Origin of the sequence: Streptomyces sp. BE20 (assembly GCF_036322525.1) — a bacterium.
Taxonomy (GTDB): domain Bacteria; phylum Actinomycetota; class Actinomycetes; order Streptomycetales; family Streptomycetaceae; genus Kitasatospora.
In genome coordinates this window covers 65893-91089 of record NZ_JAQYWW010001060.1, presented here as the reverse complement: position 1 = coordinate 91089, position 25197 = coordinate 65893, and the positions used below count along the sequence as shown (strand labels likewise).

The following is a 25197-nucleotide window of genomic DNA, read 5'->3' as shown; positions in this document are numbered from 1 at the left end:
TTCTTTTTCCCCTGTGGATAAACCCCGCCTGTGCATAACTCCTCCCTCGTTCGGCTCAACACGCACCACCCTCCAGGGGGACATTTGACGGCCGTTCAGCAGTACAGATGATGAAATGCGACCCCGATCCACCCACGCGTGACCGGCCGCCGTTCGCCGCTTGTCGGCACCTCGGGGTTACATGGACGCCATGCAGCAGCCGAAGACCCACACCACCGCCACCGCCGCCGACCGCGCCGAGGTCCGGACCCGGGCCGAGGCCGTCCTGCGCGAGCTGGCCGGCCCGGGCGCCACGCTCCGCGAGGACCAGTGGACGGCCATCGAGGCGCTGGTCGTCGACCACCGGAGGGCCCTCGTGGTCCAGCGCACCGGCTGGGGCAAGTCCGCCGTCTACTTCATCGCCACCTCCCTGCTGAGGGCCCGGGGCGCCGGACCGACGGTCATCGTGTCCCCCCTGCTCGCCCTGATGCGCAACCAGGTGGAGTCGGCCGCCCGGGCCGGCATCCACGCCCGCACCATCAACTCCGCCAACACCGACGAGTGGGACACCGTCCAGGCCGAGGTCGCCGCCGGGGCCGTCGACGTACTGCTGGTCAGCCCCGAGCGACTGAACAACCCGGACTTCCGCGACCAGGTGCTCCCGAAGCTCGCCGCCTCCACCGGCCTGCTGGTGGTCGACGAGGCCCACTGCATCTCCGACTGGGGCCACGACTTCCGCCCCGACTACCGTCGGCTGCGCACCATGCTCGCCGACCTCTCGCCGGGCGTCCCGGTGCTGGCCACCACCGCCACGGCCAACGCCCGGGTCACCGCCGACGTCGCCGAGCAGCTCGGCACGGGCACCGGCGACGCGCACGCCCTGGTGCTGCGCGGACCGCTCGACCGCGAGAGCCTCACCCTCGGCGTGCTCGCACTGCCCGACCCGGCGCACCGGCTGGCCTGGCTCGCCGACCACCTCGACCGGCTGCCCGGCTCCGGCATCGTCTACACCTTGACGGTCGCCGCCGCGGACGAGGTGACGGCCTTCCTGCGCGAGCGGGGTTTCGCGGTGGCCGCCTACTCCGGCCGCACCGAGGACGCCGAGCGCCGCACCGCCGAGGCCGATCTGCTCGCCAACCGGGTCAAGGCACTGGTCGCCACCTCCGCCCTGGGCATGGGCTTCGACAAGCCGGACCTCGGCTTCGTGGTGCACCTGGGCTCGCCCAGCTCCCCGATCGCCTACTACCAGCAGGTCGGCCGTGCCGGGCGCGGGGTCGACCGGGCCGAGGTCCTGCTGCTGCCCGGCCGGGAGGACGAGGCGATCTGGCGCTACTTCGCCTCGCTGGCGTTCCCGCCCGAGGAGCAGGTGCGCCGGACCATCGACGCACTCGCCGAAGCCGGCCGCCCGCTCTCCACCGCCGCCCTGGAGCCCCGGGTGGACCTGCGCCGCGCCCGGCTGGAGACCATGCTCAAGGTCCTGGACGTGGACGGCGCCGTCCGGAGGGTCAAGGGCGGCTGGACGGCCACCGGGCAGAGCTGGGAGTACGACACCGCCCGCTACGCCAACGTCGCCGCCTCCCGCGAGGCCGAGCAGCGGGCGATGCGCGAGTACGCGGCGGGCACCGACTGCCGGATGGAGTTCCTGCGCCGGCAGCTGGACGACGAGCAGGCCGCCCCCTGCGGCCGGTGCGACAACTGCGCCGGACCGCTGCACGGTCCGGAGGTCTCGACCGAGGCCCTGGAGGCGGCCCGGGCCTCTCTCGGCCGGCCCGGGGTCGGTTTCGAGCCCCGTCGGCTCTGGCCCACCGGGATGGACGCGCTGGGCGTGCCGCTCAAGGGCCGCATCCCGGCCGGAGAGCAGGCCGAGACCGGCCGGGCCCTCGGCCGGCTCTCCGACATCGGCTGGGGCAACCGCCTGCGGGCGCTGCTCGCCGACCAGGCCCCCGACGGGCCGGTCCCGGGCGAGGCGGTGGACGCCCTGGTGACCGTCCTGGCCGACTGGGCGCGCGGTCCGGGCGGCTGGGCCGGCCCTGCCGCGGCCGACGGCGGCCGACTCGACCGGCCGGTCGGCGTGGTGACCATGGCCTCGTCCCGCCGGCCCCGGCTGGTCGGCAGTCTGGGGGCCCGGATCGCCGAGATCGGGAGGCTCCCCCTGCTCGGACAGATCGAGTACGCGACCGGACAGCCCCCGCACGGGTCGCGCAGCAACAGCGCCCAGCGGCTGAACGCCCTGGCCGGTGCCCTCGTCCTGCCGCCGGAGCTGGAAGCGGCGGTGGCGGCCGCGGGCGGGCCGGTCCTACTGGTGGACGACCTGGTCGACTCCGGCTGGACGGTCACCGTGGCCGCCCGGTTGCTGCGGCGGGCCGGTGCCGGTGCGGTGCTGCCGCTGGTGCTGGCGGTGCAGGGCTGACGGCCGGTCCGGAGCCGATCGACTCATATCACCCGAATGGAGTAATTAAGGAGATCACCGGAACGCGGCCGGCCCCGGCGGACACCGCCGGGGCCGCCACCGGCGGAAAGGCGGGACGGAGTCGCGCGGGACACTTCGCGGCATCCCTCAGGCGGCCCGGATCACGATCCGGCAGCAGTCGGGTAGCACTCGCACGAACGTGGAATATATCCGGCAGAACGTTGGCTTTCGGGCGGCGTTCATCATTTCATCGTTGCCGCTCCCGCCCGGCTACCCTGAGAATCGGACCGTACCCGGAACCCGGTCCCGTCGACCAGGTCTTCGGCGTACGCAGGTACCCGCGCGCCCGTGGGTCGGGAAGGAGGATTGTGATCAACGGCATCGACCGAGGTCAGTATCCCCTCGCCCGGAGCTCCTCGCCCAGACGGGTGCTCGACCTGCAGACCTGGACGGCCTCGGGGATACCGCTGCTCCGCGATCCGCGCGAGTTCGTGCTGGAGCTGCACCAGCGCCACCTGCCCCAGCCCGGCACGGTCGTGGTCGCGGTCCTGGACGCGCTGCACCGGCTGACCGGGTCGGCCTCGTTCGCACCCCGCCCGCACAACGAGGACGGCTGGCTCCACCGCAACGCGATCCTCACGCACCTGCGCCAGGTCGTCCCGCACGACCTGCGCCTTCCCACCCCGACCCGGACGGCCGTGCTGCTGAGCTGCCGGGAGGGCGCGGCCGGCTGGACCGAGCAGGACGGCGCCTGGATGTGGGCGCTCCAGGACGCGGCCGCCCTGCACGGGCTGCGCTGCGGCGCGTACGTGGCCCTGACCCCGGTCGGCTGGCAGATCCTCGGCGACGGACGGAGCGGGCGCAATCCGAACGCGGCTTCATGGGCGGACGGACCGGTCCACACCGTGACGGAACTGCCCCCGCGTTCGGCCCTCGACGGCCAGCGCGGCCAGCGGACACTGCGGCAGGCGGCGCCCGAGCGGCCCCGGCGCGGCGAACGGCCACAGCGGTCCCGCCAGTCCGAACACCCGTGGACACCCGCCCGGGTCACGGCGATCGAACCGACCCGCCGTACCGGCACCCGCTGACGCGACCACCCGCCCGCCCCGGGGCCGGTGCCTGCACCGGACCCGGCCGAGCGAGGCGGCCGGGGAGTCCGGACGCCGACCGGGAGTGGCGCAGGCCCCGCGGAAACGTCGAGGCCCGGCACCAGCGGTACCGGGCCTCGAAGATCCGAAGGGTCTCAGGCGGGCAGCCGGCCGCCGGTCGGTGCTCCGGCGCCCGCGAGGGCGGCCGGGGCGGGAGCGGTGCCGCCGCAGACCACCAGCAGCGAGTCCGCGTGCTGGAGTGCCTTGGCATGTGCTGCGGCGTCGCGGCCGGCCGAGCCGGCCGCGACGGCCAGGACGACGACCGCACGGCGGGCCGGGCGGGTCAGGTCGGCGTCCGCGTAGAACACGTCGCCGCCTTCGGCGAGCTGCGCCCAGTAGCGCTCCTCGCCGAAGGTGAGTTCGTGCTGTTGCCACGGATGCGCCGCGCCGACCGTCAGCACCAGGATGTCTCCCGGGTCACGGCCGGAGTCCAGCAGCCGGTCGACCGTCTCGTCGGCCCGGTCCAGGGCCTCCGCCCCGGTGGCCGGCACATGCCGGATCTCGATCGACGCGGTCCGCGACGGCGGGGGCGGCGGGGTGGGCTTGGGAATCTGGTTCGGGCGCGGCGGCGGCCCCGGACGGTTCGCACGCGCGGGTGCCGGACGCGGCGGTGCCGGACGCGGGCCCGGTACCGGGGCCGACGCGGTGGCGGCCGACGGTACGGCGGTGTTCGCGCTGCCGGTGGCAGGCGTACGGAGGGCGTGTGCGTCCGACTCACGGGGGCTTGGAACGCCGGGGCCCGGGAGGCTCTCGCTGATCTCCGGCTCCTCGGGGAAGACAGGCATACCCGGATATCTATCAAATGCCGGTCGGACGCGCACGGGCGCCCCACCTGTTGGTCACCGCGAACCTCGCGGTCCGGCCCCCGAGCCTCCCCGACGTCCCGTCAGAAACCCAGTGCCAGCTGTTCGCCGACCGGCTCCGCCGAACCCGCTCCGCCCACCCCGGGAAGGGGCCGGCTCCGCTTCAGGTGGCGCCATTTGGGCAGTCCGTCCAGATATGACCAGGAGAGGCGGTGGTGTTCGGTCGGCCCGAACTCCTCCAGCGCGGCCCGGTGGACCGGGGAGGGATAGCCGGCGTTGTCGGCGAACCCGTACTCGGGGTGCGCCTCCCCCAGTTCGGCCAACAGTCCGTCGCGGTGGACCTTGGCGAGCACCGAGGCGGCCGACACGCAGATGCACGACTGGTCGCCCTTGATCACCGTGCGCACCTGCCAGGGACCGCCGAGGTAGTCGTGCTTGCCGTCCAGGATCACCGCGTCCGGCTCCACCGGCAGCGCCTCCAGCGCCCGGACTGCGGCCAGTCGCAGCGCCGCCGTCATCCCCAGCTCGTCACACTCCAGGGCCGAGGCGTGACCGAGCGCGTACGCGCCGACCCAGTCGGCGAGCACCGGGGCGAGCGCCTCGCGGCGGCGCTCGGTGAGCAGTTTGGAGTCGGTCAGCCCCTCCGGCGGCCGGCGCAGTCCGGTGACGGCCGCGCCGACGGTCACCGGCCCGGCCCAGGAGCCGCGCCCGACCTCGTCGAGGCCGGCCACGACCTTGGCGCCGGCCCGCCGGAGCGAGCGCTCGACGGAGTGCGTCGGCGGGACGATGGGCATGTCGGAATCCGTTCAGCTGGGCGGACTCCAGCGTATTCCACCCGCCGCAGGACCCGGGAAGGCCCGGGGCGGGCCGGGCCGCGCCGGGAACGCCCGCACCCCGGCCCCCGGCCTCAGTTCCGCATCAGCGGGACCATGACCTCGTCCACCAGCTCGGTCGCGAACTCCGGGCCCACCCGCCCGCCGCAGATCTTGACCCGGTACAGCAGCATCGCCGGCGCCAGGTCGGCGACCATCGACGTGACCGCGCCGGGCCGGACGTCGCCGCGCTCGGCACCGCGCCGGAGGATGTCCAGAATGACCCCCTTGGTCGGTTCGATCACCCGCTGGGCCATGAAGTCCTTGAACAGCGCGGCCTGTTCGTGATCCAACTCGGCCATCAGTGCGTGCATCGCACCACCGGAGCGGGAGTGCACGACGGCGGCGAAGCTCTCGACGAGGTAGAGGAGTTCCTCGCGGGCGGACCCGAGGTCCGGAGTGTCGGAGGGGCGTGGCAGAGTGGAGTCCAGGGCGTCGATGACCAGTTCGACCTTGGAGGCCCAGCGCCGGTACAGCGCGGCCTTTCCGGTCCGGGCTGCCTGGGCGACCCCTTCCATCGTCAGCCGCGCGAACCCGCCGGAGGTGAGCTGGTCGAGCGTCGCATCGAAGATCGCGGTCTCCAGCTCCTTCCCCCGCCGCCGGACCGGTCGGCGCAGGACCTCGGCCGCGATCCGTACGGGACAGGGTCCCGAGGCGGCCTCGGTCGACCGCTCGACGGGCCTCTCGACCGGCCGTTCGACCGCCCGGCCGGTCGACCGAACCGCCGCCTGGCGCCGCACCAACTGATCCATTGTCACCAACCTTAGGGAACGGTTGCGTTCATAATCACGCCCACGCTATCGTCCACAGTAGTGAACGATTCCGTTCCTTCATAGTCCGCGGGACGCCGCCGGACCGTTCCGGACCCCGGGTCCGAAGTACACGAAGCAGTAGCCAGCAGGGGGCATCAACTTGGCTATCTCCGACACACTCAGCAAGAACTCTCCAACGCAGGGCCGTCAAGGACGGAACAAGGGCCTCACCCTGACCGTCATCGCGGCCTCGCAGCTGATGGTGGTGCTCGACGCCACCATCGTGAACATCGCCCTGCCGCAGATCAGGGACGTGCTGAACTTCTCCACGACCAACCTGTCGTGGGTGATCAACGCCTACACGCTGACCTTCGGCGGCCTGCTGCTGCTCGGTGGCCGTGCGGGCGACATCCTCGGCCGGCGCCGGGTCTTCATCGCGGGCACACTCCTGTTCGGGTTCGCCTCGCTGCTCGGCGGCTTCGCACAGGACGGCGGCATGCTGTTGGCCGCCCGCGCGCTCCAGGGCATCGGCGGCGCGATCTGCTCGCCGACGGCCTTCGCCCTGATCGCCACCAACTTCGAGGAAGGGCCCGAACGCAACAAGGCCTTCGGGGTGTTCTCCGCGGTGGCCGGTTCGGGCGCCGCGATCGGCCTGCTGGCCGGCGGCGTGCTCACCGAGTACCTGGACTGGCGCTGGGTCTTCTTCGTCAACGTGCCGATCGCCGTCCTGATCGCCTTCGCCGCGCCGCGCCACATCGCCGAGTCGGAGCGCCAGGCGGGCCGTTTCGACGTGCCCGGCGCGCTCACCTCGACACTCGGACTGGTCGGCCTGGTCTACGGCTTCATCCGTGCCGCCTCGGACGGCTGGTCCGACCCGCTGACGCTCGGCTCGTTCGCGGCCGGTGTGGTGCTGATGGCCGCCTTCCTGGTCATCGAGACCCGGACCGCGCAGCCGATCACCCCGCTGAAGCTGTTCGCCGACCGGAACCGCACCGGCGGCCTGGTGATGATGCTCTGCCTGGCCGCGGCCATGTTCGGCATCTTCTTCTACATCACGCTCTTCGTGCAGGGCCCGCTGGGCTACAGCCCGCTGAAGTCCGGCTTCGCCTTCCTGCCGATCAGCGCGTCCATCATCGTGGCCGCCCAGCTCGCGTCGAGCCTGCAGGTCAAGTACGGCCCGAAGCCGTTCATGGCCGGTGGTTCGCTGCTGGTCACCATCGGGCTCACCTGGCTGACCTTCATGGACGCGGACAGCGGCTACCTGGACGGCGTCCTCGGCCCCACGGTCGTGTTCGGCTTCGGGATGGGCCTGGTCTTCGTCCCGGTGATGCTGCTGGCCGTCGCGGGCGTCGCCGGGGACGAGACCGGTGCCGCCTCGGGCCTGCTCAACTCGATGCAGCAGATCGGCGGGTCGCTCGGCCTGTCGATCCTGACCACGGTGTTCGCGCACTACGCGACCGCCGAGGCCAAGGTCCAGCTGCCCGGCTTCATGGCCACGGCCACGCCGGAACAGAAGGCCTGGCTGATGGAGAAGCAGGAGTTCCCGCAGGGCACCGGCGCGGCCAACGAGGTCCTCGCCCAGGGCATATCGCACGGCTTCATCGCGGGCGCCGCGCTGGCGGCCGTCGCCCTGGTGGTCGCGGTCTTCGTGGTGAAGGCCAAGGCTTCCGACCTGCCGACGGAGGCCTCCGGCGTCGCGATGCACTGAGCGCGGCGCACCCGCACCGCACTTCACGCACCACGCACCACGCACCACGCACCACGCACCTGATCGGCGGACGCCGGACGGTGTGCGCGGACCGATCCGGCGTCGACCGCCGGAGATGACGGGCCGGCCGGGAGCAGTTCGCTCCCGGCCGGCCCGCACGCCTTCTCCCCGCCGGTTCCTGCCCGACCCCGCCGAGCGGCCCCGCGAGGCACCCCGCCGAACGCCCCGCGCCGAGCCCGGGGCTCAGCGCTCGCCGCGGTAGTCGCCGCCGTACAGTCCCAGCCGCGCGCACGCCCCGTCGTCCTCGGCCGAACGGTCCACCGGCGGACGGGCGGCGAGGATCCGCCGGGCCCGGGACTCGGCCAGGCTGGTGGCGTACCAGGGCGTGTCGTCCGCGAGGCCGGTCGCGAGGACGTCCAGCGCGCAGGTCCGGTGGTCGCCCGGCAGCCGGTCCAGGGCCGGAACCGCGTCGAGCGAGAGGCTCCGGACGTTGCGCAGGTCGATCTGCCCGGTCCGCTCGAAGCGGGCCACGTTCTGCTCCGCGACGACCGCGTCCGGCCCCATCAGCCCGTACAGCGCGGCGGCCGTCGCCGCACTGAGCACGGCGGCGCGCGGCAGCCAGGCCGTCGAGCGGGTCAGGCCGGCCGCGATGAGCAGCAGGAAGACGACGCCCAGCCAGACCTCGACCACCAGGACCCAGAGCCGGAGCGCGGTCAGCCCGGAGGCGTCCACGTAGAACCACATCCGTCCGAGCGCGGAGGCCACCACGGTCAGGGTGAGCAGGCAGAGCGTGCCGAGCAGCAGCCGTGCCAGCCGGCGGTCGGCCTCGGTGCCGCGCGGCGCCCAGCGCTTGGCGAGGGCGACGACGATCAGGGTGAGCACGGTGACCACCAGCAGCTGCCAGAAGCCCTGGCGGGCGTACTCGGAGCGGCTCATCCCGGTGTTCTCCATGATCGAGTCCCGGCCGCCGAGCACCACCACGGCCTGGACCACCGCGAAGGCGCCGAACATCAGGTTGAGCGCGCCCAGCGGCAGGGCCCACTCCAGCCGGCCGCGGGCCCGGCCCGGCGGGACCGGCGTGCGGTCCCAGCGCCGCGGGCCCGCCGCGATGTGGGCGAAGCCCAGCGCGGTCACCAGGCCGATCGTGAAGAGCACGAATCGGACCGGGAGTTCGCCGAGGTCCACGCTGGGGGTGAGGCTCTCGAACATGTCCGCCATGGCCGCGTCGGCGCCGGCGAAGAGCGCGCCGAAGACGGCCAGCAGGACGGCGGCCACCAGCACTCCCTTGACCACCGGCACCACCCGGCTCCGGCCGGGCACCCTGCCGCCGCGCAGCCCGCTCCGGGCCCAGCGCAGGCCGGGCACGAGGTTCCACAGCACGCCGGGCAGCGCGAGCAGGACACCGGCCCAGCGGCGCCCCCCGTGCAGCGCGAGCGAGGCCAGGCCCAGGGCCCAGACGGTGGACAGCAGGACCGGCCAGCCGGCCTCGTACAGCGCCGGGACGGCGAGCAGGGCGACCGCGAGGGCACTCCACAGGACGGTCCAGCCGCGCACCCGCCGCCCTGCCGCGCGGGCGGCGAGCCCGGCACCCGCGGTGGCGAGCGCGGCGCAGAGGAGCAGGTTGACGCCGAGCCCGTCGATCAGCAACCAGGACGTCAGCAGGCCGGTCAGCAGCGCCGCGAGCAGGGCCCGCCCGGTGGCCGGCGACTTCCGCTCGGGGTCGCTGAGCCGCAGCCACTGGAACGGCTGCGGCACCGGCACGCCGGGCGCCCGGTAGGGGCCGTACGCGGCCGCGGCGACCGGGCCCGCGCCCCACGCACCGGCGACGCGCGGGGCTGCGCCGACCACGCCCGGGGGCACGTCCGCGCCGGTACGGCCGCCCGTACCGGCGCCCGGGACTGCCTCGGGGCCGGAGCCGGCTGCGGGTCCTGAGCCCGCCCCGGACGGTGCTCCGTCCGGGGCGGGCGTGGTGGGTCCGGACATGGGTTCCCCCTCAGTGGTCGGGCGGGCGGGCACGCGGAAGCCGCCCTCGGGGCGGTCCGCCGAGCGACGCGGCAGCACGGGGCGTGCGGCGCCGACGGGCACGCGGAACCACACCGGTGAAGGCGTCAGGAGCCGCGGCCGAAGCCGACTGTAGACCATTCTGAACAAGTTCAAAAACACCGGACCCGGCTCTGTCGCACGCCTGTGACAGAGCCGGGTCCGACTTCGCGGAGCCCCTCCGCGCAAGCCCCTCGGCACCCCTCAGCGCGCCCCTTCGGCGCGTCCCTTCGGCGCGCCCCTTCAGCGCGTCCCTTCAGCGGATCTCCTCAGTACGTCCCGTACAGCGAGTACTGGAAGGCGTCCTTCACCGCCGGCCCGAAGTTCACCGGCCACGTCCCGAACGGCACGACCGTGTTGCTGTACGCGCCCTGCCCGCCGGCGCCGGTCGAGTAGTTCATGTTGTTCACCGTGGCGCCCGTCCCGTTGCTGTTGTAGACGAACCAGTAGGACGTGCCCGCGCTCAGCGTGATGTCCACCGCCAGCGAGTTCCACGCGTTGGCGGTGAGCGTGCCGCTCCCGGTCGCGGCGACCAGGGCGCCCGGCGAACCGCCCGCGTCCGTGTAGACGGCCAGCTGGAAGCGGTTGTCGGGCGCCGCGCTGACCGGTCCGACGTGCACGCTCATCGAGGTCAGCGCCACCGGGGCGGCGCCGGTCGTCACCCTGTTGCCGTTCAGGTGGTTGGAGTCGGTGTCGTCGATCAGCGAGCCCACCGCGGTGTTGCCGATCGTCCGCGGCTCCGCTCCCCCGGTGGTGAACGAGAAGGCGTACGGACCGGCCAGGACGTTGCCCGAGCTGTCCCGCACGCCCTGGACGGTCGCGGTGTACCCGGTGGTGAGGGCGAGCGGGGCACCCGGGGTGAGGACGACGCCGTTGGCCGCCGCGTCGTAGGCCACCGTGCCCGCCACGGTGGCGCCGCCCGCGGTGGTGCGCAGGGTCGCGGTGGAGGCGGTCACGCTCGCCGGGTCCAGCGGCTCGCCGAACGAGAACCGGACCGCCGCCCCGGGCGCCACACCGGTGGCCCCGCCGGCCGGCGCAGTGCCGGTGACCGCGGGCGGGGTGGTGTCGCGACCGTAGGTCGCGGTGTACGAGCCCACCGCGCCGTCGAAGAACGCGTACGGCACGCCCTTGACCGTCTCGATCCGGTACGGGAGGCTCCGGCCGCCCGAGCTGAGGCCGGTCAGCGTCCCGGCGGCGGCGTCGACCGGCAGCATCGCCCGCAGCCCGGTGGCTCCTCCGGTGATGTCGAAGGTGAGCGCGCTCCCGTTCCAGGCCAGCCGGGAGAAGGCCGAACCGTTGCGGCCGTCCAGCCAGGTGAGCATCTGCCGGCCGGAGACCACCGGGACACCGCGCGCCTTGGCGGCGGCGACGATCGTGTCGGAGGCGGCGGAGGCGGCGAAGTCGGTGTGGATGTTGGCGGTCAGCGCCGCGTAGTAGCCCTTGGCGCCGTAGGCGGCGTCGAGCAGCGTGGTGACGGTGCCCGGGTAGGACTGGCCGGACTCGTCGGTGAGCTGGGTGGTGGCCTGGTACTCGTCGATCACGCTGCCGTCGGTGTCGGCGAACCGCATGATCTGCGCGGTGCCGTTGAAGTAGCCGGGCCGGTCCTTGGTGAAGGCGGACGGGTAGAAGTAGTAGTCGGTGTCCAGCCGGATCCCGTTGGCCAGCTTGGTCTTCGCCTGGGTGGCCCAGTCGTCCCACTCGACGCAGTGCGTGCGGCTGCTCGAGGGGGACGGCAGTGTCGGGTACTTGGCCCGCCACCCGGCCAACTGGTCCCGGTAGAAGCCCTGCAGGGCGGCGGCGGAGCCCCAGGGCCGGCAGTCGGTGGTGACGTGCACGCCGACCTCGAAGCCCTGGTCGCTGTAGGCCTTGGCCCGGGCCGGGGTGAGCGGGTCGTCGGTGTAGATGTACGAGGAGCCGCGGATGCACTCCCAGTTGGCCACCGAGCAGCCCGGCGGGCTCTGCGCGAGGTAGCCGTCCCAGCGGCCGGCCGTGCCGCCGACCCCGTGGTCGTCGCCGGTCATCACCACGACGGCCTTGACGTCCCGTGGGAAGTACCAGAACCGGGGCAGCGGCTTGGCCGTGGACTCCAGCCGGGTGAGCAGGTTGGCGAGCAGCCGCTGCTGCTCGTCGGCGATCGGGATCAACGCCTTGTCCAGGTCGTTCCAGTCGGGCCCGCCGTCGGTGCCGAAGAACATCTCGCTGGCCTCGTAGCCGTCGACCCCGTCGCGCTGCCGCCCGGCCCAGGCGACGTTGCCCTGGCGGGTCTGCACCACCGACCTGGCCAGGTCGTAGCTGAACGCGGCGGCCCGGCCGCTGCCGGCGGTGTGCAGGGTGACCGCCGGGTTGGCCGTGGCGGTGGCGGCGTCGCTGTAGAGGGTGGCGACGGCGGTGGCGCCGCTCAGGGTGTAGAGGTCGGCGGCGCCGTGGTAGCCCATGGTGTCGCCGGTGATCCCGGTGCCGGGCGAGGCGCCGGTGTTCACCTTCAGGTAGGCGTCGGAGCGGGTTCCGGTGACCGGGGTGAGGCCGAACAACGGCGCGAGCTGCCGGTCCGGGCGCATGGCGACCAGCCGCCCGCCGCCGCCGGTCCAGGTCGTGAACAGGTCCGCCTGCGCGGCGGTGAGCGGCATCTCGCCGAGCAGCACCACGTCGGCGGCGGCGAGGAGCCGGCCGGTGACGGCGGAGATGTCCACCTGGTGGTAGGCGTTGAGGCCCTCCGCCTTGAGGATCTCGGCCAGGTACCGGGTGTACGGGTTGGCCTGGCTGGTGACCAGCAGGATCGGGCCCTCCCCGCCCGGACCCGGGCCCGGCGGTGTGGTCGGCGGTTCCGGGTCGGCGGTGTAGGTCGCGTGGATCGAGAAGCTCAGGCCGCTGGAGGTGACCGGGCCGACGTCGGACGGCCAGCTGCCGAACGGCTGGCCGCCGTTGCCGTACACGCTGGTGCCGCCGGGGCTGTAGCGGAGGTTGTTGACCGCCGCGTTGGTCCCGTTGGTGTTGTAGGCCAGCCAGTACGGCGTGTTGGCGGCCAGGGTCGCCGTCAGCGGGACGGTGTTCCAGCCGTGGGCCGTGAGGGTCCCGGTGGCGCTGCTCGCCAGCAGGCTGCCCGGGCTGCCACCGTTGTCCCGGTAGATCGCCACCTGGTAGCGGTTGTTGGGCGCCGCGTCCACCGCGTCCACGAACACCGACAGGCCGGTGACCGTGCCACCGGCCGAACCGGTCACGTAGCGCGAGGCGTTGAGGTAGCCGGAGTCCGCGGAGTCCGTGGCCGTACCGGCCTCGGTGGTGCCGAGCGTGAGCGTCACGGCCGCCGCGGGATCGGCCGCGGCCGGTGCGGCCCCCGGTCCGGTGACCAGCGCCGCCGCCACGGCCAGGGCCGCCAGCAGCCCCCCGGCCCTCCGCCCCCACGGCCGCCACCGCCGGTCCGAGCGTATGCCTGCGTCTGCCATGACCGCCCCCTGTGTCACCTCGGCCAACTGCCTTTAACGGTGTACCGGTTACGTGCCGACCGTGTCCACGAGACCGACACGTTCGGCGTGAATCGAAACGCCTCCGGGGGGCGACCCGGCTATCCCTTGACCGATCCGGCCAGCAGGCCGCGGACGAAGTACCGCTGGAGGGCGAAGAACACCGTCAGCGGGATCACGATGGACAGGAACGCCCCGGCGGTCAGCAGCTCCCAGCGCCCCCCGAACGATCCGGACAACTGCGCCAGCCGGACCGTCATCGGCGCCACGTCGGGCGTACCGCCGGCGAAGGTCAGCGCGACCAGCAGGTCGTTCCAGACCCAGAGGAACTGGAAGATCGCGAACGAGGCCAGCGCCGGGGTGCAGAGCGGCAGCACGATCGAGCGGAAGATCTTGAAGTGCGAGGCGCCGTCCACCACCGCCGCCTCCATCAGGTCGCGCGGCAGCTGGGCGATGAAGTTGTGCAGCAGGAAGATCGCCAGCGGCAGCGCGAACATCGTGTGCGCCAGCCAGACCGGCACGTACGTGCCGCCGAGGTCCAGCGCCGGGACCAGCGTCACCGAGCCCAGGTGGGCGCCCCCGGAGAACAGTTGGAGCAGCGGGATCAGCGCCATCTGGAGCGGCACCACCTGAAGCGCGAAGACCACGAAGAACACCGTGTCGCTGCCCCGGAACCGCACCCAGGCCAGCGCGTACGCGGCCATCGCCGCCAGCGCCAGCGGGAACAGGGTGGCCGGGACGCTGATCGCCAGCGAGTTCACCAGGAACGGCATCAGACCGGTCGAGACGCCGGAGCCGCCCTCGAACAGCACCGTGTGGTAGTTGTCCAGGCCGAGGTCCGGGTGGACGAAGACGTTCCACCAGCCGTCGGCGGTGACGTCCTTCTTGGGCCGCAGCGAGGTGGCCAGCAGGCCCAGCGTGGGAACGGTCCAGAGCACCGTCACCACGATCACGAACACCGAGGCCGCCGGGGTGGAGAAGGCCTTCCGGACGGGCCCGCCGTCACGCCGTGCGCTCATCGCACCCCACGCTCCTTCCGCAGCTGGACGATGTTGTAGGCCACCAGGGGGAGCACCGCGAGGAAGAGGACCACCGCGAGCGCGCTGCCCCGCCCGGTGTTGAACTGCACGAAGGACTGCGAGTACATCTCGTTGGCCAGCACCTGGGTGCCGAAGTTGCCGCCGGTCATGGTGCGGACGATGTCGAAGGCCTTGAGCGTGGTGATCATCACGGTGGTGAGCACCACCACCACCGTCGTGCGGATCATCGGCACCGTGACGTACCAGAACAGCCGCATCCCGCCCGCGCCGTCCAGCCGGGCCGCTTCGGTGACCTCGTCCGGGATCGCCTTGATCGCCGCCGACAGCACCACCATCGCGAAGCCCGTCTGCACCCAGACCATCACCGCCATCAGCAGGAAGGTGTTGAGCGGCTGGGCGAGCATCCAGTTCGGCGGGTGCTCCCAGCCCAGCGCGACGGCGACCTGGCTCAACAGGCCGATCTGCCGCTGCGAGGCGTCCCGGGACTCGTAGACGAACTTGAAGATGATCGACGCGCCGACCAGGGAGATCGCCATCGGCATGAAGATCAGCGACTTGTACACCGCCTGGCCGCGCATCCGGTCCACCAGCAGTGCCAGCACCAGACCGAGCCCGGTGGCCGCCAGCGGTGCGATCACCAGCCAGAGCAGCGTGTTCACCAGCACCTCGTGCAGCGAGTCCGTGGTGAACGCCCAGCCGAAGTTCTCGCCACCGACGAACCGGCTGCTGTCGTCGTTGTGGAGGCTCAGCCAGACGGTGCGGACCAGTGGCGCGACCAGGCCCACCAGCAGCAGCACCACCGCCGGACCGAGGAAGACGGCGACCGCCAGCGGGCGGGCGAGACGGCCGGAGGCGCGACCGGCGACCAGGAAGACCAGCAACAGGATGCCGAGGAAGCCGGCGATCGCGCCGAAGCCGTTGCCGAACTTGACCACCGCGTCGCCCCAGGCGCCGTCGGCGAGTGCGGAGGCGGGGAGGGACATGGCTGGGCGTCCTTTCCTTGCGGTCGGCGAAAGGGAGGAAACGACGGGCCGGGACGGAAGTCCGGGAGGCGGGAGGGTCGGCGACCCGAGGACCGGAGACCGGAGGAGGGGAGGGCGGAGGACGGGCGGTGCGGGTGGGTGGCCCCGCACCGCCCTCGACGGGCGGTCCTCCGACAGCGCCCGGACCGCGGCCCGCCGCCGGACGGCGGCACCGCGGCCCGGGCGGCGGCTACTGCGGCCAGGCGGCGTCGATGTCGGCGGCGGTCTTCTGGATCGACTGGCCCTCGGCGAACCAGGCGGTGAGCGACTTCCACTCCTGCCCGGCGCCGACCGCGGCCGGCATCAGGTCCGAGCCGTCGAAGCGGAAGGTCGCCGCCGGGTCGGTCAGCGCGTCGGCGGAGAGCCGGTCGATCGGGTCGGTGTACAGGCCCTTGTCCACGCCCTGGTTGGCGGAGACCCAGCCGGTGGCCGTCCTCACCCGGCTGCTCGCCCACTCCGCGCTGGACAGGTAGTTCTGCACCGCCTGCACCTCGGGCCTGCTCGCGAACGCGGTGAGGAACTCCCCGCCGCCCTCGACCGGGTTGGGCACCGAGGGGTTCACCGCCGGCAGCCGGAAGGCGAAGATGTCACCGTCCGGACCGATCGTCGCCTCCTTGGGCCACTGCGCCTTGTAGAACGAGGCCTGCTGGAGCAGGAAGCACTTGCCGGTCAGGATCGGCGCGCCCGCGTCCTGGAAGGTGGTGGTCGCGATCGACTTCACGTCACCGTACCCACCGTTGACCCAGGCCGGGTTCTGCATCCAGTCGGCGACGGTCTTCATGGCCGCGGCGATCTTCGGGTCGGAGAACTTCACCTGGTGGCTGACCCACTGGTCGTACACCTCGCCGCCGTACGAGCCGAGCACCACCTCCTCCAGCCAGTCCGTGGCGGGCCAGCCGGTCGCCGTCCCGGAGCCGATGCCGCCGCACCACGGCTTGCCGCCACCGGCCTTGGCGATCCGGTCGCTGAGCGCCATCAGGTCGGCCCAGGTCTTCGGGACCTCGTAGCCGGCCTGTTTGAACGACTTCGGCGAGTACCAGACCAGGGACTTCATGTTGGCGCTCATCGGCGCGGCGTAGAAGGTGCCGTTGACCGAGCCGTAGGTCTTCCAGACCGGGCTCCACTTCGCCTGGTTCTCCACGGTCTGCTGCGGCGGCCTGGCCACCTTGCCGCTCTTGACCATCTGCGCCAGCAGGCCGGGCTGCGGGATGATCGCGAAGTCCGGGGCGTTGCCGCCGCTCACCCGGACGGGCAGCTGCGACTCGAAGTCGTTGGTGCCCTCGTAGCTGATCCGGATGCCGGTACAGGAGCCGAACTCCGCCCAGGACTTCTCCAGGTTGTCCGACTCGGGGCTGAGGATCGACGCGAAGACCGTCACGGTCTTGCCCGAGTGTCCGGCGTACGGCTGGTACTTGGCACAGTCACCGGACAGGGTCTTGCCCCCGCCGTCGGCATCGCCGTCCGAACCACCGGAGCTGTTGGAACAGGCCGCGGTCAGCGCCACCGCGGCCAGCAGCGCCGGCAGGGCGAGCAGACGGCGGCGGGCACGCGTGGACGGCACGGTCGGGGTGGGGGTCAATGCGGTCCTCCTCGCCAGGGCGTGAAACGCTCGGCAAAACGACAGAACGACATTGCGCTGTACCGGAGATCGAGTTTCGGCATGGACGCGGCGGACGGCCGATCTGATGACGTTAACGCAGCCGCCACGTGCCGCCAAGGTGCGCGTACCGTCTTCACCACCACGTGCCCCAGTTGTGACCCTGCCACGCCGTCCGCGCGCCCGGCCGTCCCGCAGCCGACGACGCGTCAGAACAGCCTGACCGGAAGCTCCTTGAGCGCGTTCACCACCAGTGAGCCACTGGGCCGCAGCTCCTCGTCCGGCACCGCCGGCGCCAGCCCCGGGAACCGCTCGAACAGCGCCGGAAGCGCGATCCCCGCCTCCAGCCGGGCCAGCGGCGAACCCGGGCACACGTGCGGGCCGTGGCCGAAGGACAGGTGCCGGATCGGGTCCCGGGTGACGTCGAACAGCTCCGCCGTCACCCCGTGCTGGAGCGGGTCCCGGCCGATCGCGTTGTACGAGATCAGCACCGGGTCCCCCTGGGGGATCACCGCGTCGCCCACCGGAACGTCCTCGGCCGCGAAACGGAACAGGAAGTTGCTGGTCGGCGGCGTCCAGCGGAGCGACTCCTCCACCACCGCGTCCCACCCGACCTGCCCCGCCCGCACCAGCTCCAGCTGGTCCGGGTGCGCCAGCAGCGCCCGGACCGCGTTGCCGATGAGGTTGACCGTGGTCTCGTGGCCGGCCGCGATGATCACCCGCAGGGTGGCCGCCGCCTCCGCGTCGGTCAGCGCCCCGCCCTCGGTGTCCGCCAGTAGAAGCGCGCTGGCCAGGTCGTCGCCGGGTGCCGAACGGCGCTGCGCCACCAGGTCGTTGACGAAGGCGTTGAGGCTCGCGACGGTCGCCTGGATGCCCCCCGGGTCGGGCCGGGCACCGAAGAACCGCTCGTACAGGTCCCGCAGGTGGGCGTGGTCGGACTCGGGCACACCCAGCAGCGAGCAGATCACCGTCATCGGGAGCGGGAAGGCGAACGCCGACTTGAGGTCCACCACGGGGTCCCCCGCCGCCAGCGTGTCCAGCAGGCCCCGGGTGATCGCCTCGACCTGCGGGCGCATCAGCTCCACCCGACGCGGCGTGAACGCCTGCGCCACCAGCACGCGCAGCCGCCGGTGCTCGGCACCGTCGGTGGTCACCATGCTCGGACCGGGCACGGCCAGACCGATCAGCGGCCAGGTCTTCGGCACCTCGCCGCGCCGGAGAGCCGCCCAGTGCCGGGCGTCCTTGACCAGCCGGGCGTCGGTCAACAGGTCACGGGCGGCCGCGTGCCGGGTGACCGCCCAGGCCGCGACGCCACCGGGCAGCACCACCGGAACCGCCGGGCCGGCGGCCCGCAGCAACGCGCCCTCGGCGGCGTTGTCGCGCGCCAGCGGGTCGAGCACGATCGGGGCGGGGACGATCGGGGCGGGGGCTGCGGTCATCGGTGACAACTCTCCTTCGGTCCTGGTCCTGCTCACGACGGCGGGCCTCAGCCCGCGTACCCCGGGGTGTACGACACCGGGAGGGCCACCAGCCCGCGCACCCACGCCGACGGGCGCCACACCAGCGCGTGCTCGGCCACCGCCAACCGCAGGTCCGGCAGCCGGTCCAGCAGGACCTCGACCGCCGTCGTCGCGATCACCTCCGCCGCCTCCTGCGCCGGGAACGGGCAGCCGTGCTCGCCGTACGAGTAGCTCAGGTACGCCCGGTTGCCCTCGGCCGGACGGCCGTCGGCCTGCCGCACCGACGGGTCCGCGTTGGCCCCCGCGAAGCCCAGCAGCAGCATGTCCCCGGCGGCGATCCGCTGCCCGCCGAGCCGGGTGTCCCGGGTCGCCCAGCGCCCGGCGAAGATCTGCGTCGGACTGTCCTCCCAGAGCGCCTCGTTCAGCGCCTGGCTGATGCTGCGCCGGCCGCCGGAGAGGGAGGCGGCGAACCGCTCGTCGGTCAGCATCAGCCGCATCGCGTTGGAGATCCAGTACGAGGTGGGCTGGTGGCCGGCGATCAACAGCACCCGCAGGTCCCGCATGACCTCCTCGTGGTCCAGGCCCGCCGGGTGCGCCAGCATCCGCGAGGCGACGTCGTCGCCCGGGTGCCCGGCCTTCTCCTCCACCAGGTCGAGCATGGTGGCGAGCAGCCGCTGCGCGCCGGCCGGCGCGTCCGGGCCTCCGTCCAGCATGGCCAGCACTCCCTCGATCAGGACGGGTGCCTGCTCCTCGCTCAGCCCGAGTACCCGGCAGAGCACCAGCAGCGGCAGCCGGTGCGCGTACTCGGCGACCAGATCGGCCTCGCCGCGCCCGGCGAACCCGTCGATCAGCCGGTCGGCGAGCTCCTCGCAGTGCTTGCGCAGCTCGTACGGGTCGACGGCGGCCAGCGCGTCCGTGACCGCGCGGGAGCGGCGGACGTGTTCCTCGCCCTCGGCGTACAGGATCGACGGCACCGGGGCCATCATCGGCTTGAGCGGCCAGTCCGCCGGAACGCCCGCCCAGCCGGTCCAGCGGGTGGAGTCCCGGCCGAACAGCTGCGGCTGACCGGTCACCAGCTGCAGTTCGCGGTACCCGATCACCAACCAGGCCGGAACGCCGCCGGCCAGCTCGACCGGGGCGACCGGGCCGTGCGCGGCCCGCAGCTCACGGTAGAGCTGGGCCGGGTCGGTCTGGAAGCGCGGCCCGTACAGCGGCGTGGCGGCGCCGGCGTGCGCGGGGCAGCCCGGCGGCGGGGTGACGGCGGGCTCGGTCACGGGGTGCTCTCCTCATAGACGGTGGCGGTGGCGGCGACGAGGGTGCCCGCCGCCTCGGCCTCGGCCCGGGCGGCCAGGTGGCGGACCAGCTCGATCAGCACCCGCTTGCCGGACTCCCGGTCGCGGGCGTCGCAGTCCACCAGCGGCACCTCGGGCGGCAGGTCGAGCGCCTCCCGGACCTGCTCCAGGGTGTGGGTCGGCTCGCCGAAGTTGTTGCGGGCGACGATGAACGGCGTGCCGTGGTGCTCCAGCCGGTCGATGGCGTACCAGGAGTCGGCCAGCCGCCGGGTGTCCACCAGGACGACCGCGCCGAGGGCGCCGCTGAACAGCCGGTCCCAGAGGAACCAGAACCGCTCCTGGCCCGGCGCGCCGAACAGGTACAGCACCTGGCTGGCGGAGAGCGTGATCCGGCCGAAGTCGAACGCGACCGTGGTGGACCGCTTGCCCCAGGCGCCCGAGGGGTCGTCGATCCCCTCGCCCGCCTTGGTCATGGTCTCCTCGGTGTTCAGCGGGCGGATCTCGCTGACCGAGCCGACCAGCGTGGTCTTGCCCACGCCGAAGCCACCCACCACGACGATCTTGAACGCGTTGTCGGCGGTGCGGCGCAGCGGCGTCCGGTGGGCCGGCCGGGTGTCGGGGGCCGCCTCCGGGGACGGGGACGGGGACGGGGCACCGTCCGGGGTGGTGGCGGTGTCCGGGGCGTCAGAGCCGTTGGAGTCCATGCAACACCTGCTTCAGCGTGTCGAGATCGGGCAGCCGGGCCTTGTTCGGCGCGAACCGGGGGTGGCGGGCGGTGATCGACCCGGCCTCCAGCAGGTCGCCGAGCAGGATCTTCACCACCGAGACCGGGAGGGCCAGCTCGGCCGCGACCTCCACCACGGCGGTCGGCGCCCCGCACATCCGCAGGATGCGCGCGTGCTCCGACTGCATGCCCGGCGCCGGCTCTCGCTCGGCGACGATCAGGGTGACCAGGTCGAAGGCGTTCTCCGGGGCCCGGCTGCGACCGCGGGTGATGGTGTACAGGCGGTCCGGTTCGTCGTCCCGGCCCGGCAGGGCCGGCCGCCCGTCGGTGCTCCCCCCGCGCTCGCTCATGCCCGGGCACCCTCACCGGTCACGACGTCCCCCGACCCGCCGTCCGGCCGGGCGTCGTCCCGGGCCGGGGCGCTGAGGTGGGCGCCGATCTGCTCGATCAGGCCGTGCATGTTGTGGCCGACCACGCCCACGTCCGCGTCCTCGTCGGTGACCACCGCCAGGTGAGCGCCCTCACCGGCGGCCACGATGCAGAGGATGCCGCCGTGGAACTCGGTCATCGACTGCCGCACGCCGCCGCTGCCGTCGCCGAACTCGATGGACGCGCCGTGCGCCAGGCTCTGCAGCCCGGAGGCGATGGCGGCCAGCTGGTCGGCCCGGTCGGCGTTCAGCCCGGAGGTGTGGCAGAGCTTGAGGCCGTCGGCGGAGAGCACCAGGGCGTGCCGGGTGCCGGGAGTGGCGGTCAGCAGGTTTTCCAACAGCCAGTCGAGGTCGCGGTCGGTGGCGCTGCTCATCAGGAGTCCTTCTCGGTGACGGGGGCGTCGGACGTGGTCGGGTCCGGGGTCGGGTCCGTGGTCGGCACGTCGGTGCCCGCGGCCTGCTGGGCGGCCCGGCGGAACGCGCCGAACCGGGCGGCGGCGGTCGCCGTGCCGGTGCGGGCGGGCCGCTCGACGGGCTCGGCCGGCGGGGCGGCCGAGGTCAGCGTCTGACCGCGACGGCGCTGCGGAAGGCCGCTGTCGGTGACCGGCACCGGGACGGCCGCCGACCGCGACTCCGGGTCCTGCGCCCGGTCCGGAGTCCGGTCCGCCACCCGGGCCGACGGGGTCTGGGGAACGGGAGCGGGAGCGGCCAGTGCGGGAGCGGTGAGCGCGGGGGTGAGCGCAGGGCGCGGGCCGGCCGGCACGATCTGCTCGGATGCGACGGGCGCCGGGGCGGGCTCCGGCGCGGCGTGCGTGACCAGCTGCTGCGGGATCAGCATCACCACCCCGGTACCGCCGCGCGCCGAGGGCCGGAAGGAGATCTGCAACCCGTACTTGCGGGCCAGCACACCGACGACCGCGAGGCCGATCCTGGTCCCCGCGGACAGCGTGGCGAGGTCGAGCGGCTCGGCCGAGACGGCCCGCTCGGCCCGGCGCAGCCAGCTGTCGCCGAGCCCCAGGCCGCTGTCCTCGACGGTGATCGCCAGGCCGGCCGGGACCTCCTCGACGTAGACGTGCACCTCGGCCGGCGGGGCGGAGAAGGTGGTGGCGTTGTCCATCAGCTCGGCCAGCGCGTGCATCACGCCCTCGGCGGCGAACCCGGCCACGGCGGCCGTGCTCGCGTTGTGCAGCCGGACCCGCTGGTAGGCGCCGATCCGGCCGAGCGCGCCGCGCAGCACCGACTCCACCGCGATCGGCTTCGCCCAGCGGCGGCCCGAACGGGCGCCGGTGAGCACCGCGATGCCGTCCGCCATCCGGCCGGCCTGCGCGGTGGAGTGGTCCAGCCGGAGCAGGTCGCCGAGGACCTCCTCGTCGTGCCGGTGCTGCATCTCGCGCAGCTCCGCGTGCATGCTCGTCGCCAGTGCCTGGACCCGGCCGGCGGCGGTCGCGCAGACCGCCAGGGCGGCGGCCCGCAGCCGCTCGCCCCGGCCGATCTCCTCCGCGACGGCGCGCAGCAGCGGGTACTGGGGGTGGTCGCGGTGCGCGGCCAGCGCGCCGTCCACGGACGCGCCGGTCCGCAGCCGCTTCGCCACCTCGGGGAGCACCTCGTCGGCCAGCCGGTCCAGCGCCGCCCGCTCGGCCCGCTCCGCCTCGGCCTCGGCCCGCGCGAGGGCGAGTTCCTCGCGGGCGGTGGCGGCGTCCGCCTCGGCGCGCGCCTGCTCGGCGAGGGCCTCGTCCCGCTCGGTCTCCCGGAGCGCTGCCAGCTGCAGGGCGGCCGTCCTGGCCTGCCTGGCCGCATCGGCGACCACGAGCGCCGCCGTGGCCGCGTCGTCGTGCCCGGCCAGTTCCTCGCCCAGTCGGCGGGCCCGCTCGGTGGCGGTTCCCGCCTGCCAGACCGCGATCAGCCACAGTGCGGCGACCGCGCACACGGCGGCGGCGGTCTGCGGCTGCCCGGCGTCCATCGCCCGCAGCACCCCCACCGGTCCGGCCACCGCCGCCAGCAGGGCGGCGGCCGCCATCAGGGCCTTGGTACGCGCGGCGGGCCGTCGGCGCGGACCACCGTCGGGGCTGGTGCGATCTGTCATCGGTGCGGTGTCCTCGGCAGCGGGGAGGGGCGAATGCGCGACCGCCCGGCCGACGTCGCGAAACGTCTCCGGGCGGGTGATTCGGTACACGCAGTCGGCCGATCATATCCATTCAGACGATGTGCTCAACCGACAAGTTGACGGTCCGTCTCGTCCACGAACGCTCCGTACACCGCGCCACACCCGAGCCGTCCACCTGGCTCACCGCACCGTCACTCCGCGCTCACTCCAACCCCACTTCCACCGCCCGCCGCACGGCCACCGGATCGAGCCCGTGGGCGGCGATCACCCGGGCCCCGAGCCCCTCGCCCTCCCGCACCACACCGAGCAGCAGGTGCCCCACCGCGATGTGACCGGACTTCAGCCGCAGCGACTCGCGCAACGACAGCTCGATCGCCTTCCGCGCCCGCGCGCCGAACGGCCTGCGCCCCGCCCGACCGTCCGACCGGAACCACCCGCGCCGGCGCGACTCGCCCTCCGGCGGCGCGTCCAGGGCGCCTGCCCCGAACACCGACTCCACCGCCTCCCGGACCGCGTCCAGGTCCACCCCGATCGAGGCCAGCGCCTGCGCGTCGTCCCCCTCCCCGAGGAGCCGCCGGACGGCTCGTCGCGCCTCCTCGTGATCCAGCCCTGCCTCGATCAGCACACGCGCCGCGGGGTCCTCCGGCTCGGTCAGGACCGCCAGCAGCAAGTGCTCCGTGCCGACGTGGCCGTGCCGGAGCTCCGCGGACTCCTGCCCCGCCCGGCCGACCACCCGCCGGGCCCCTTCGGTGAATCGTTCGAACATGGCTCAATCCCCGTCCTTCACGTCGACCGTCCCGCGCTTCGCGTACTTCTTGTGCACCGCTTGCCTGGTCACCCCCAGACACACCGCGATCTCCTGCCAGGACCACCCCCGCTCGCGCGCGTTCCCCACCTGGAGTCCCTCCAGCCGGTCCGCCAGCTCCCGCAGGGCACGGACCGCCCGCAACCCCACGGCCGGATCCCTGCTGCTCGCCGCAGCGGCGAGCTCTCCGCTCTCGCTCATGATGTCAACCTAGGTTGACACTCGCCCGACGTCAACCCTGGTTGACAAAGAAAACCGAAGAGGCGGGGCGAGGACACGATGTCCTCGCCCCGCCTTCAGCGCCGACCTCACCCGCGAGGCGCCCGAACACTCCGGTGCAGGACCTGCTCCCGGCGCGGGACCACTCCCGGCGCGGGCCTACTCCCGGCGTTCGGCGCTCCCCGCCCCGTCGGCCCCGTACGCCTCGCGGAAGACGGTGCGCTCCCGGGCACGCCGGCCCGGATGGCGCCGCTCCTCCGCCGGATAGCCGACCGACACCAACAGGGCGATGGCCAGGTCGTCACGGTCGTCGATCCCGATCACCTTCTTCACCTTCGCCTCGTCCCAGCCGTTCATGGGCGACGTCGCCAGGCCCAGCTCCGTAGCGGCGAGCATCACGAAGGACGCCGCGATCATGGCGTCCTTGACCGCGTACTCCCGGAGCAGACCCCGCCGGTCGAGATCCTCCTGGAACACCCGGGCCGCGGCGGAGAACATCGCGGCGAACTCCTCGCTCCACGCTCCGCTGCGCCGCGCCTGCTCGTAGACGTCGCCGTGGTCCTCGCGCCAGGACTGGGGCTCGGCGACGAAGACCAGGACGACCGGAGCCTCTTGCGGCTGGGGCTGGCCCCCCGTGGCCCGGGCCAGCCCGGCGCGGCCCTCGCCCCCGGACACCGCGACGATCGAACGGTCCTGCAGGTTCCAGCTGGTGGGGGCCTCGACGGCGAGATCGAGAAGCGCGTCGAGCGCCGCCTCCGGGATCGGGTCGGGCCGGTAGTGGCGGACGGTGCGGCGGGTGCGGATCGCTTCCGCGACGGACATCGTGGGACTCGTCATGCCACTCACTATTGGAGAGTCGCTCTCCGCCGGGAAGAGGGCACTATTTAGTGCGTTACTCTCCCCGCATGAAGACCACTGTGGAGTCGTCCGGGCTGCCCGCCGACGTCTACTCCGCGAAGTGCCCGACCCGTCAGGTCCTCGATCACATCTCCGGCAAGTGGACCGTTCTGGTCGTGGACGCCCTGCTCGAAGGCACCCTGCGGTACACCGAATTGAGTCGGCGCATCGAGGGCGTGTCGCAGAAGATGCTCACGCAGACCCTGCGCGTCCTCGAAGCCGACGGGTTCGTCGCCCGCACCGTGTACCCCACCGTGCCGCCCCGGGTCGAATACGACCTGACGGAGCTCGGCCGCAGCCTCGCGGAGCCGATCACCGCGCTCCGCCGGTGGACGGAGGCCCATATCAACGAGATCGAGCAGGCCCGGGCCCGGGCCGCTCCGGAAGCCGGGAAGGCCCTCTGAGCAGGTGCGGTGCGTGCCACCCGCCCGGCGGG

General features: G+C 73.2%; 21 protein-coding genes. 4 read left to right on the top strand and 17 right to left on the bottom strand.

Annotated features, from left to right (window positions below; all coding sequences use genetic code 11):
- Window positions 1-190: 190 nt before the first annotated feature.
- Together PUR61_RS29855 and PUR61_RS29850 are read left to right on the top strand one after the other, a co-directional pair.
- A complete protein-coding gene (locus tag PUR61_RS29855; protein ID WP_329882602.1) occupies window positions 191-2389 on the top strand; it encodes a RecQ family ATP-dependent DNA helicase in 2199 nt (732 codons plus the stop codon).
- Between the two features lie 368 nt (window positions 2390-2757).
- The gene (locus PUR61_RS29850; protein WP_329882601.1) at window positions 2758-3477 is read left to right on the top strand and encodes a hypothetical protein; all 720 of its coding nucleotides are present in this window, start codon (window positions 2758-2760) and stop codon (window positions 3475-3477) included.
- A 155-nt stretch (window positions 3478-3632) separates the two neighbouring features.
- Here the strand turns inward: PUR61_RS29850 and PUR61_RS29845 are convergent, their stop codons facing one another.
- The 3 genes from PUR61_RS29845 to PUR61_RS29835 form a co-directional block, all read right to left on the bottom strand.
- On the bottom strand, window positions 3633-4028 hold the full coding sequence (locus PUR61_RS29845) for a hypothetical protein (RefSeq protein WP_329882600.1): 396 nt from the start codon (window positions 4026-4028) through the stop codon (window positions 3633-3635).
- Between the two features lie 395 nt (window positions 4029-4423).
- A complete protein-coding gene (locus tag PUR61_RS29840; protein WP_329882599.1) occupies window positions 4424-5134 on the bottom strand; it encodes a ribonuclease HII in 711 nt (236 codons plus the stop codon).
- Window positions 5135-5247: 113 nt separating this feature from the next.
- On the bottom strand, window positions 5248-5964 hold the full coding sequence (locus PUR61_RS29835; protein ID WP_329882598.1) for a TetR/AcrR family transcriptional regulator: 717 nt from the start codon (window positions 5962-5964) through the stop codon (window positions 5248-5250).
- Between the two features lie 160 nt (window positions 5965-6124).
- Between PUR61_RS29835 and PUR61_RS29830 the strand changes: the two genes are divergently transcribed.
- Window positions 6125-7672 carry an MFS transporter gene (locus tag PUR61_RS29830; protein ID WP_443035259.1) on the top strand — a complete coding sequence of 516 codons (1548 nt, stop codon included), beginning with the start codon at window positions 6125-6127 and terminating at the stop codon, window positions 7670-7672.
- A 243-nt stretch (window positions 7673-7915) separates the two neighbouring features.
- Here the strand turns inward: PUR61_RS29830 and PUR61_RS29825 are convergent, their stop codons facing one another.
- From PUR61_RS29825 to PUR61_RS29760, 14 genes are all read right to left on the bottom strand, one after another.
- Entirely contained in the window at window positions 7916-9655 is a 1740-nt protein-coding gene (locus tag PUR61_RS29825; protein ID WP_329882597.1) for a DUF4153 domain-containing protein, read from the bottom strand.
- A 326-nt stretch (window positions 9656-9981) separates the two neighbouring features.
- The gene (locus tag PUR61_RS29820) at window positions 9982-13155 is read right to left on the bottom strand and encodes an Ig-like domain-containing protein (RefSeq protein WP_329882596.1); all 3174 of its coding nucleotides are present in this window, start codon (window positions 13153-13155) and stop codon (window positions 9982-9984) included.
- A gap of 119 nt (window positions 13156-13274) precedes the next feature.
- Entirely contained in the window at window positions 13275-14192 is a 918-nt protein-coding gene (locus tag PUR61_RS29815) for a carbohydrate ABC transporter permease (protein ID WP_329882595.1), read from the bottom strand.
- Window positions 14189-15196, bottom strand: a complete 1008-nt coding sequence (locus PUR61_RS29810) for a carbohydrate ABC transporter permease (protein WP_329882594.1) — start codon at window positions 15194-15196, stop codon at window positions 14189-14191. Before PUR61_RS29810 ends, PUR61_RS29815 begins: the two co-directional genes overlap by 4 nt.
- 229 nt (window positions 15197-15425) lie before the next feature.
- The gene (locus tag PUR61_RS29805; protein WP_329882593.1) at window positions 15426-16814 is read right to left on the bottom strand and encodes an ABC transporter substrate-binding protein; all 1389 of its coding nucleotides are present in this window, start codon (window positions 16812-16814) and stop codon (window positions 15426-15428) included.
- A 227-nt stretch (window positions 16815-17041) separates the two neighbouring features.
- A complete protein-coding gene (locus tag PUR61_RS29800; RefSeq protein WP_329882592.1) occupies window positions 17042-18271 on the bottom strand; it encodes a cytochrome P450 family protein in 1230 nt (409 codons plus the stop codon).
- Between the two features lie 47 nt (window positions 18272-18318).
- Window positions 18319-19566, bottom strand: a complete 1248-nt coding sequence (locus tag PUR61_RS29795; RefSeq protein WP_329882591.1) for a cytochrome P450 — start codon at window positions 19564-19566, stop codon at window positions 18319-18321.
- A complete protein-coding gene (locus PUR61_RS29790) occupies window positions 19563-20288 on the bottom strand; it encodes a GTP-binding protein (protein WP_329882590.1) in 726 nt (241 codons plus the stop codon). The genes PUR61_RS29795 and PUR61_RS29790 overlap by 4 nt, the downstream gene beginning before the upstream one ends.
- Complete coding sequence (locus PUR61_RS29785; RefSeq protein WP_329882589.1) at window positions 20269-20658, bottom strand: DUF742 domain-containing protein; 390 nt, start codon at window positions 20656-20658, stop codon at window positions 20269-20271. Before PUR61_RS29785 ends, PUR61_RS29790 begins: the two co-directional genes overlap by 20 nt.
- Window positions 20655-21110: a roadblock/LC7 domain-containing protein gene (locus PUR61_RS29780; RefSeq protein ID WP_329882588.1), complete on the bottom strand. Its 456-nt coding sequence runs from the start codon at window positions 21108-21110 to the stop codon at window positions 20655-20657. The genes PUR61_RS29785 and PUR61_RS29780 overlap by 4 nt, the downstream gene beginning before the upstream one ends.
- Entirely contained in the window at window positions 21110-22819 is a 1710-nt protein-coding gene (locus PUR61_RS29775) for an ATP-binding protein (protein ID WP_329882587.1), read from the bottom strand. The genes PUR61_RS29780 and PUR61_RS29775 overlap by 1 nt, the downstream gene beginning before the upstream one ends.
- Before the next feature lie 223 nt (window positions 22820-23042).
- Entirely contained in the window at window positions 23043-23606 is a 564-nt protein-coding gene (locus tag PUR61_RS29770; RefSeq protein WP_329882586.1) for a Clp protease N-terminal domain-containing protein, read from the bottom strand.
- 3 nt (window positions 23607-23609) lie between these two features.
- Window positions 23610-23846: an RNA polymerase subunit sigma-70 gene (locus PUR61_RS29765; RefSeq protein WP_329882585.1), complete on the bottom strand. Its 237-nt coding sequence runs from the start codon at window positions 23844-23846 to the stop codon at window positions 23610-23612.
- 177 nt (window positions 23847-24023) lie between these two features.
- Window positions 24024-24701: a nitroreductase family protein gene (locus PUR61_RS29760; protein ID WP_329882584.1), complete on the bottom strand. Its 678-nt coding sequence runs from the start codon at window positions 24699-24701 to the stop codon at window positions 24024-24026.
- Between the two features lie 68 nt (window positions 24702-24769).
- Between PUR61_RS29760 and PUR61_RS29755 the strand changes: the two genes are divergently transcribed.
- A complete protein-coding gene (locus PUR61_RS29755) occupies window positions 24770-25165 on the top strand; it encodes a winged helix-turn-helix transcriptional regulator (protein ID WP_329882583.1) in 396 nt (131 codons plus the stop codon).
- Window positions 25166-25197 lie beyond the last annotated feature (32 nt).

Bases quoted from the DNA above. Each gene is read 5' to 3' on its own strand.
- PUR61_RS29765 (WP_329882585.1), bottom strand. From the start codon at position 23,846: ATGAGCGAGAGCGGAGAGCTCGCCGCTGCGGCGAGCAGCAGGGATCCG.
- PUR61_RS29790 (WP_329882590.1), bottom strand. From the start codon at position 20,288: ATGGACTCCAACGGCTCTGACGCCCCGGACACCGCCACCACCCCGGAC.
- PUR61_RS29835 (WP_329882598.1), bottom strand. From the start codon at position 5,964: ATGGATCAGTTGGTGCGGCGCCAGGCGGCGGTTCGGTCGACCGGCCGG.
- PUR61_RS29780 (WP_329882588.1), bottom strand. From the start codon at position 21,110: ATGAGCAGCGCCACCGACCGCGACCTCGACTGGCTGTTGGAAAACCTG.
- PUR61_RS29810 (WP_329882594.1), bottom strand. From the start codon at position 15,196: ATGTCCCTCCCCGCCTCCGCACTCGCCGACGGCGCCTGGGGCGACGCG.
- PUR61_RS29785 (WP_329882589.1), bottom strand. From the start codon at position 20,658: ATGAGCGAGCGCGGGGGGAGCACCGACGGGCGGCCGGCCCTGCCGGGC.
- PUR61_RS29775 (WP_329882587.1), bottom strand. From the start codon at position 22,819: ATGACAGATCGCACCAGCCCCGACGGTGGTCCGCGCCGACGGCCCGCC.
- PUR61_RS29760 (WP_329882584.1), bottom strand. From the start codon at position 24,701: ATGACGAGTCCCACGATGTCCGTCGCGGAAGCGATCCGCACCCGCCGC.
- PUR61_RS29800 (WP_329882592.1), bottom strand. From the start codon at position 18,271: ATGACCGCAGCCCCCGCCCCGATCGTCCCCGCCCCGATCGTGCTCGAC.
- PUR61_RS29840 (WP_329882599.1), bottom strand. From the start codon at position 5,134: ATGCCCATCGTCCCGCCGACGCACTCCGTCGAGCGCTCGCTCCGGCGG.
- PUR61_RS29825 (WP_329882597.1), bottom strand. From the start codon at position 9,655: ATGTCCGGACCCACCACGCCCGCCCCGGACGGAGCACCGTCCGGGGCG.
- PUR61_RS29855 (WP_329882602.1), top strand. From the start codon at position 191: ATGCAGCAGCCGAAGACCCACACCACCGCCACCGCCGCCGACCGCGCC.
- PUR61_RS29755 (WP_329882583.1), top strand. From the start codon at position 24,770: ATGAAGACCACTGTGGAGTCGTCCGGGCTGCCCGCCGACGTCTACTCC.
- PUR61_RS29815 (WP_329882595.1), bottom strand. From the start codon at position 14,192: ATGAGCGCACGGCGTGACGGCGGGCCCGTCCGGAAGGCCTTCTCCACC.
- PUR61_RS29770 (WP_329882586.1), bottom strand. From the start codon at position 23,606: ATGTTCGAACGATTCACCGAAGGGGCCCGGCGGGTGGTCGGCCGGGCG.
- PUR61_RS29820 (WP_329882596.1), bottom strand. From the start codon at position 13,155: ATGGCAGACGCAGGCATACGCTCGGACCGGCGGTGGCGGCCGTGGGGG.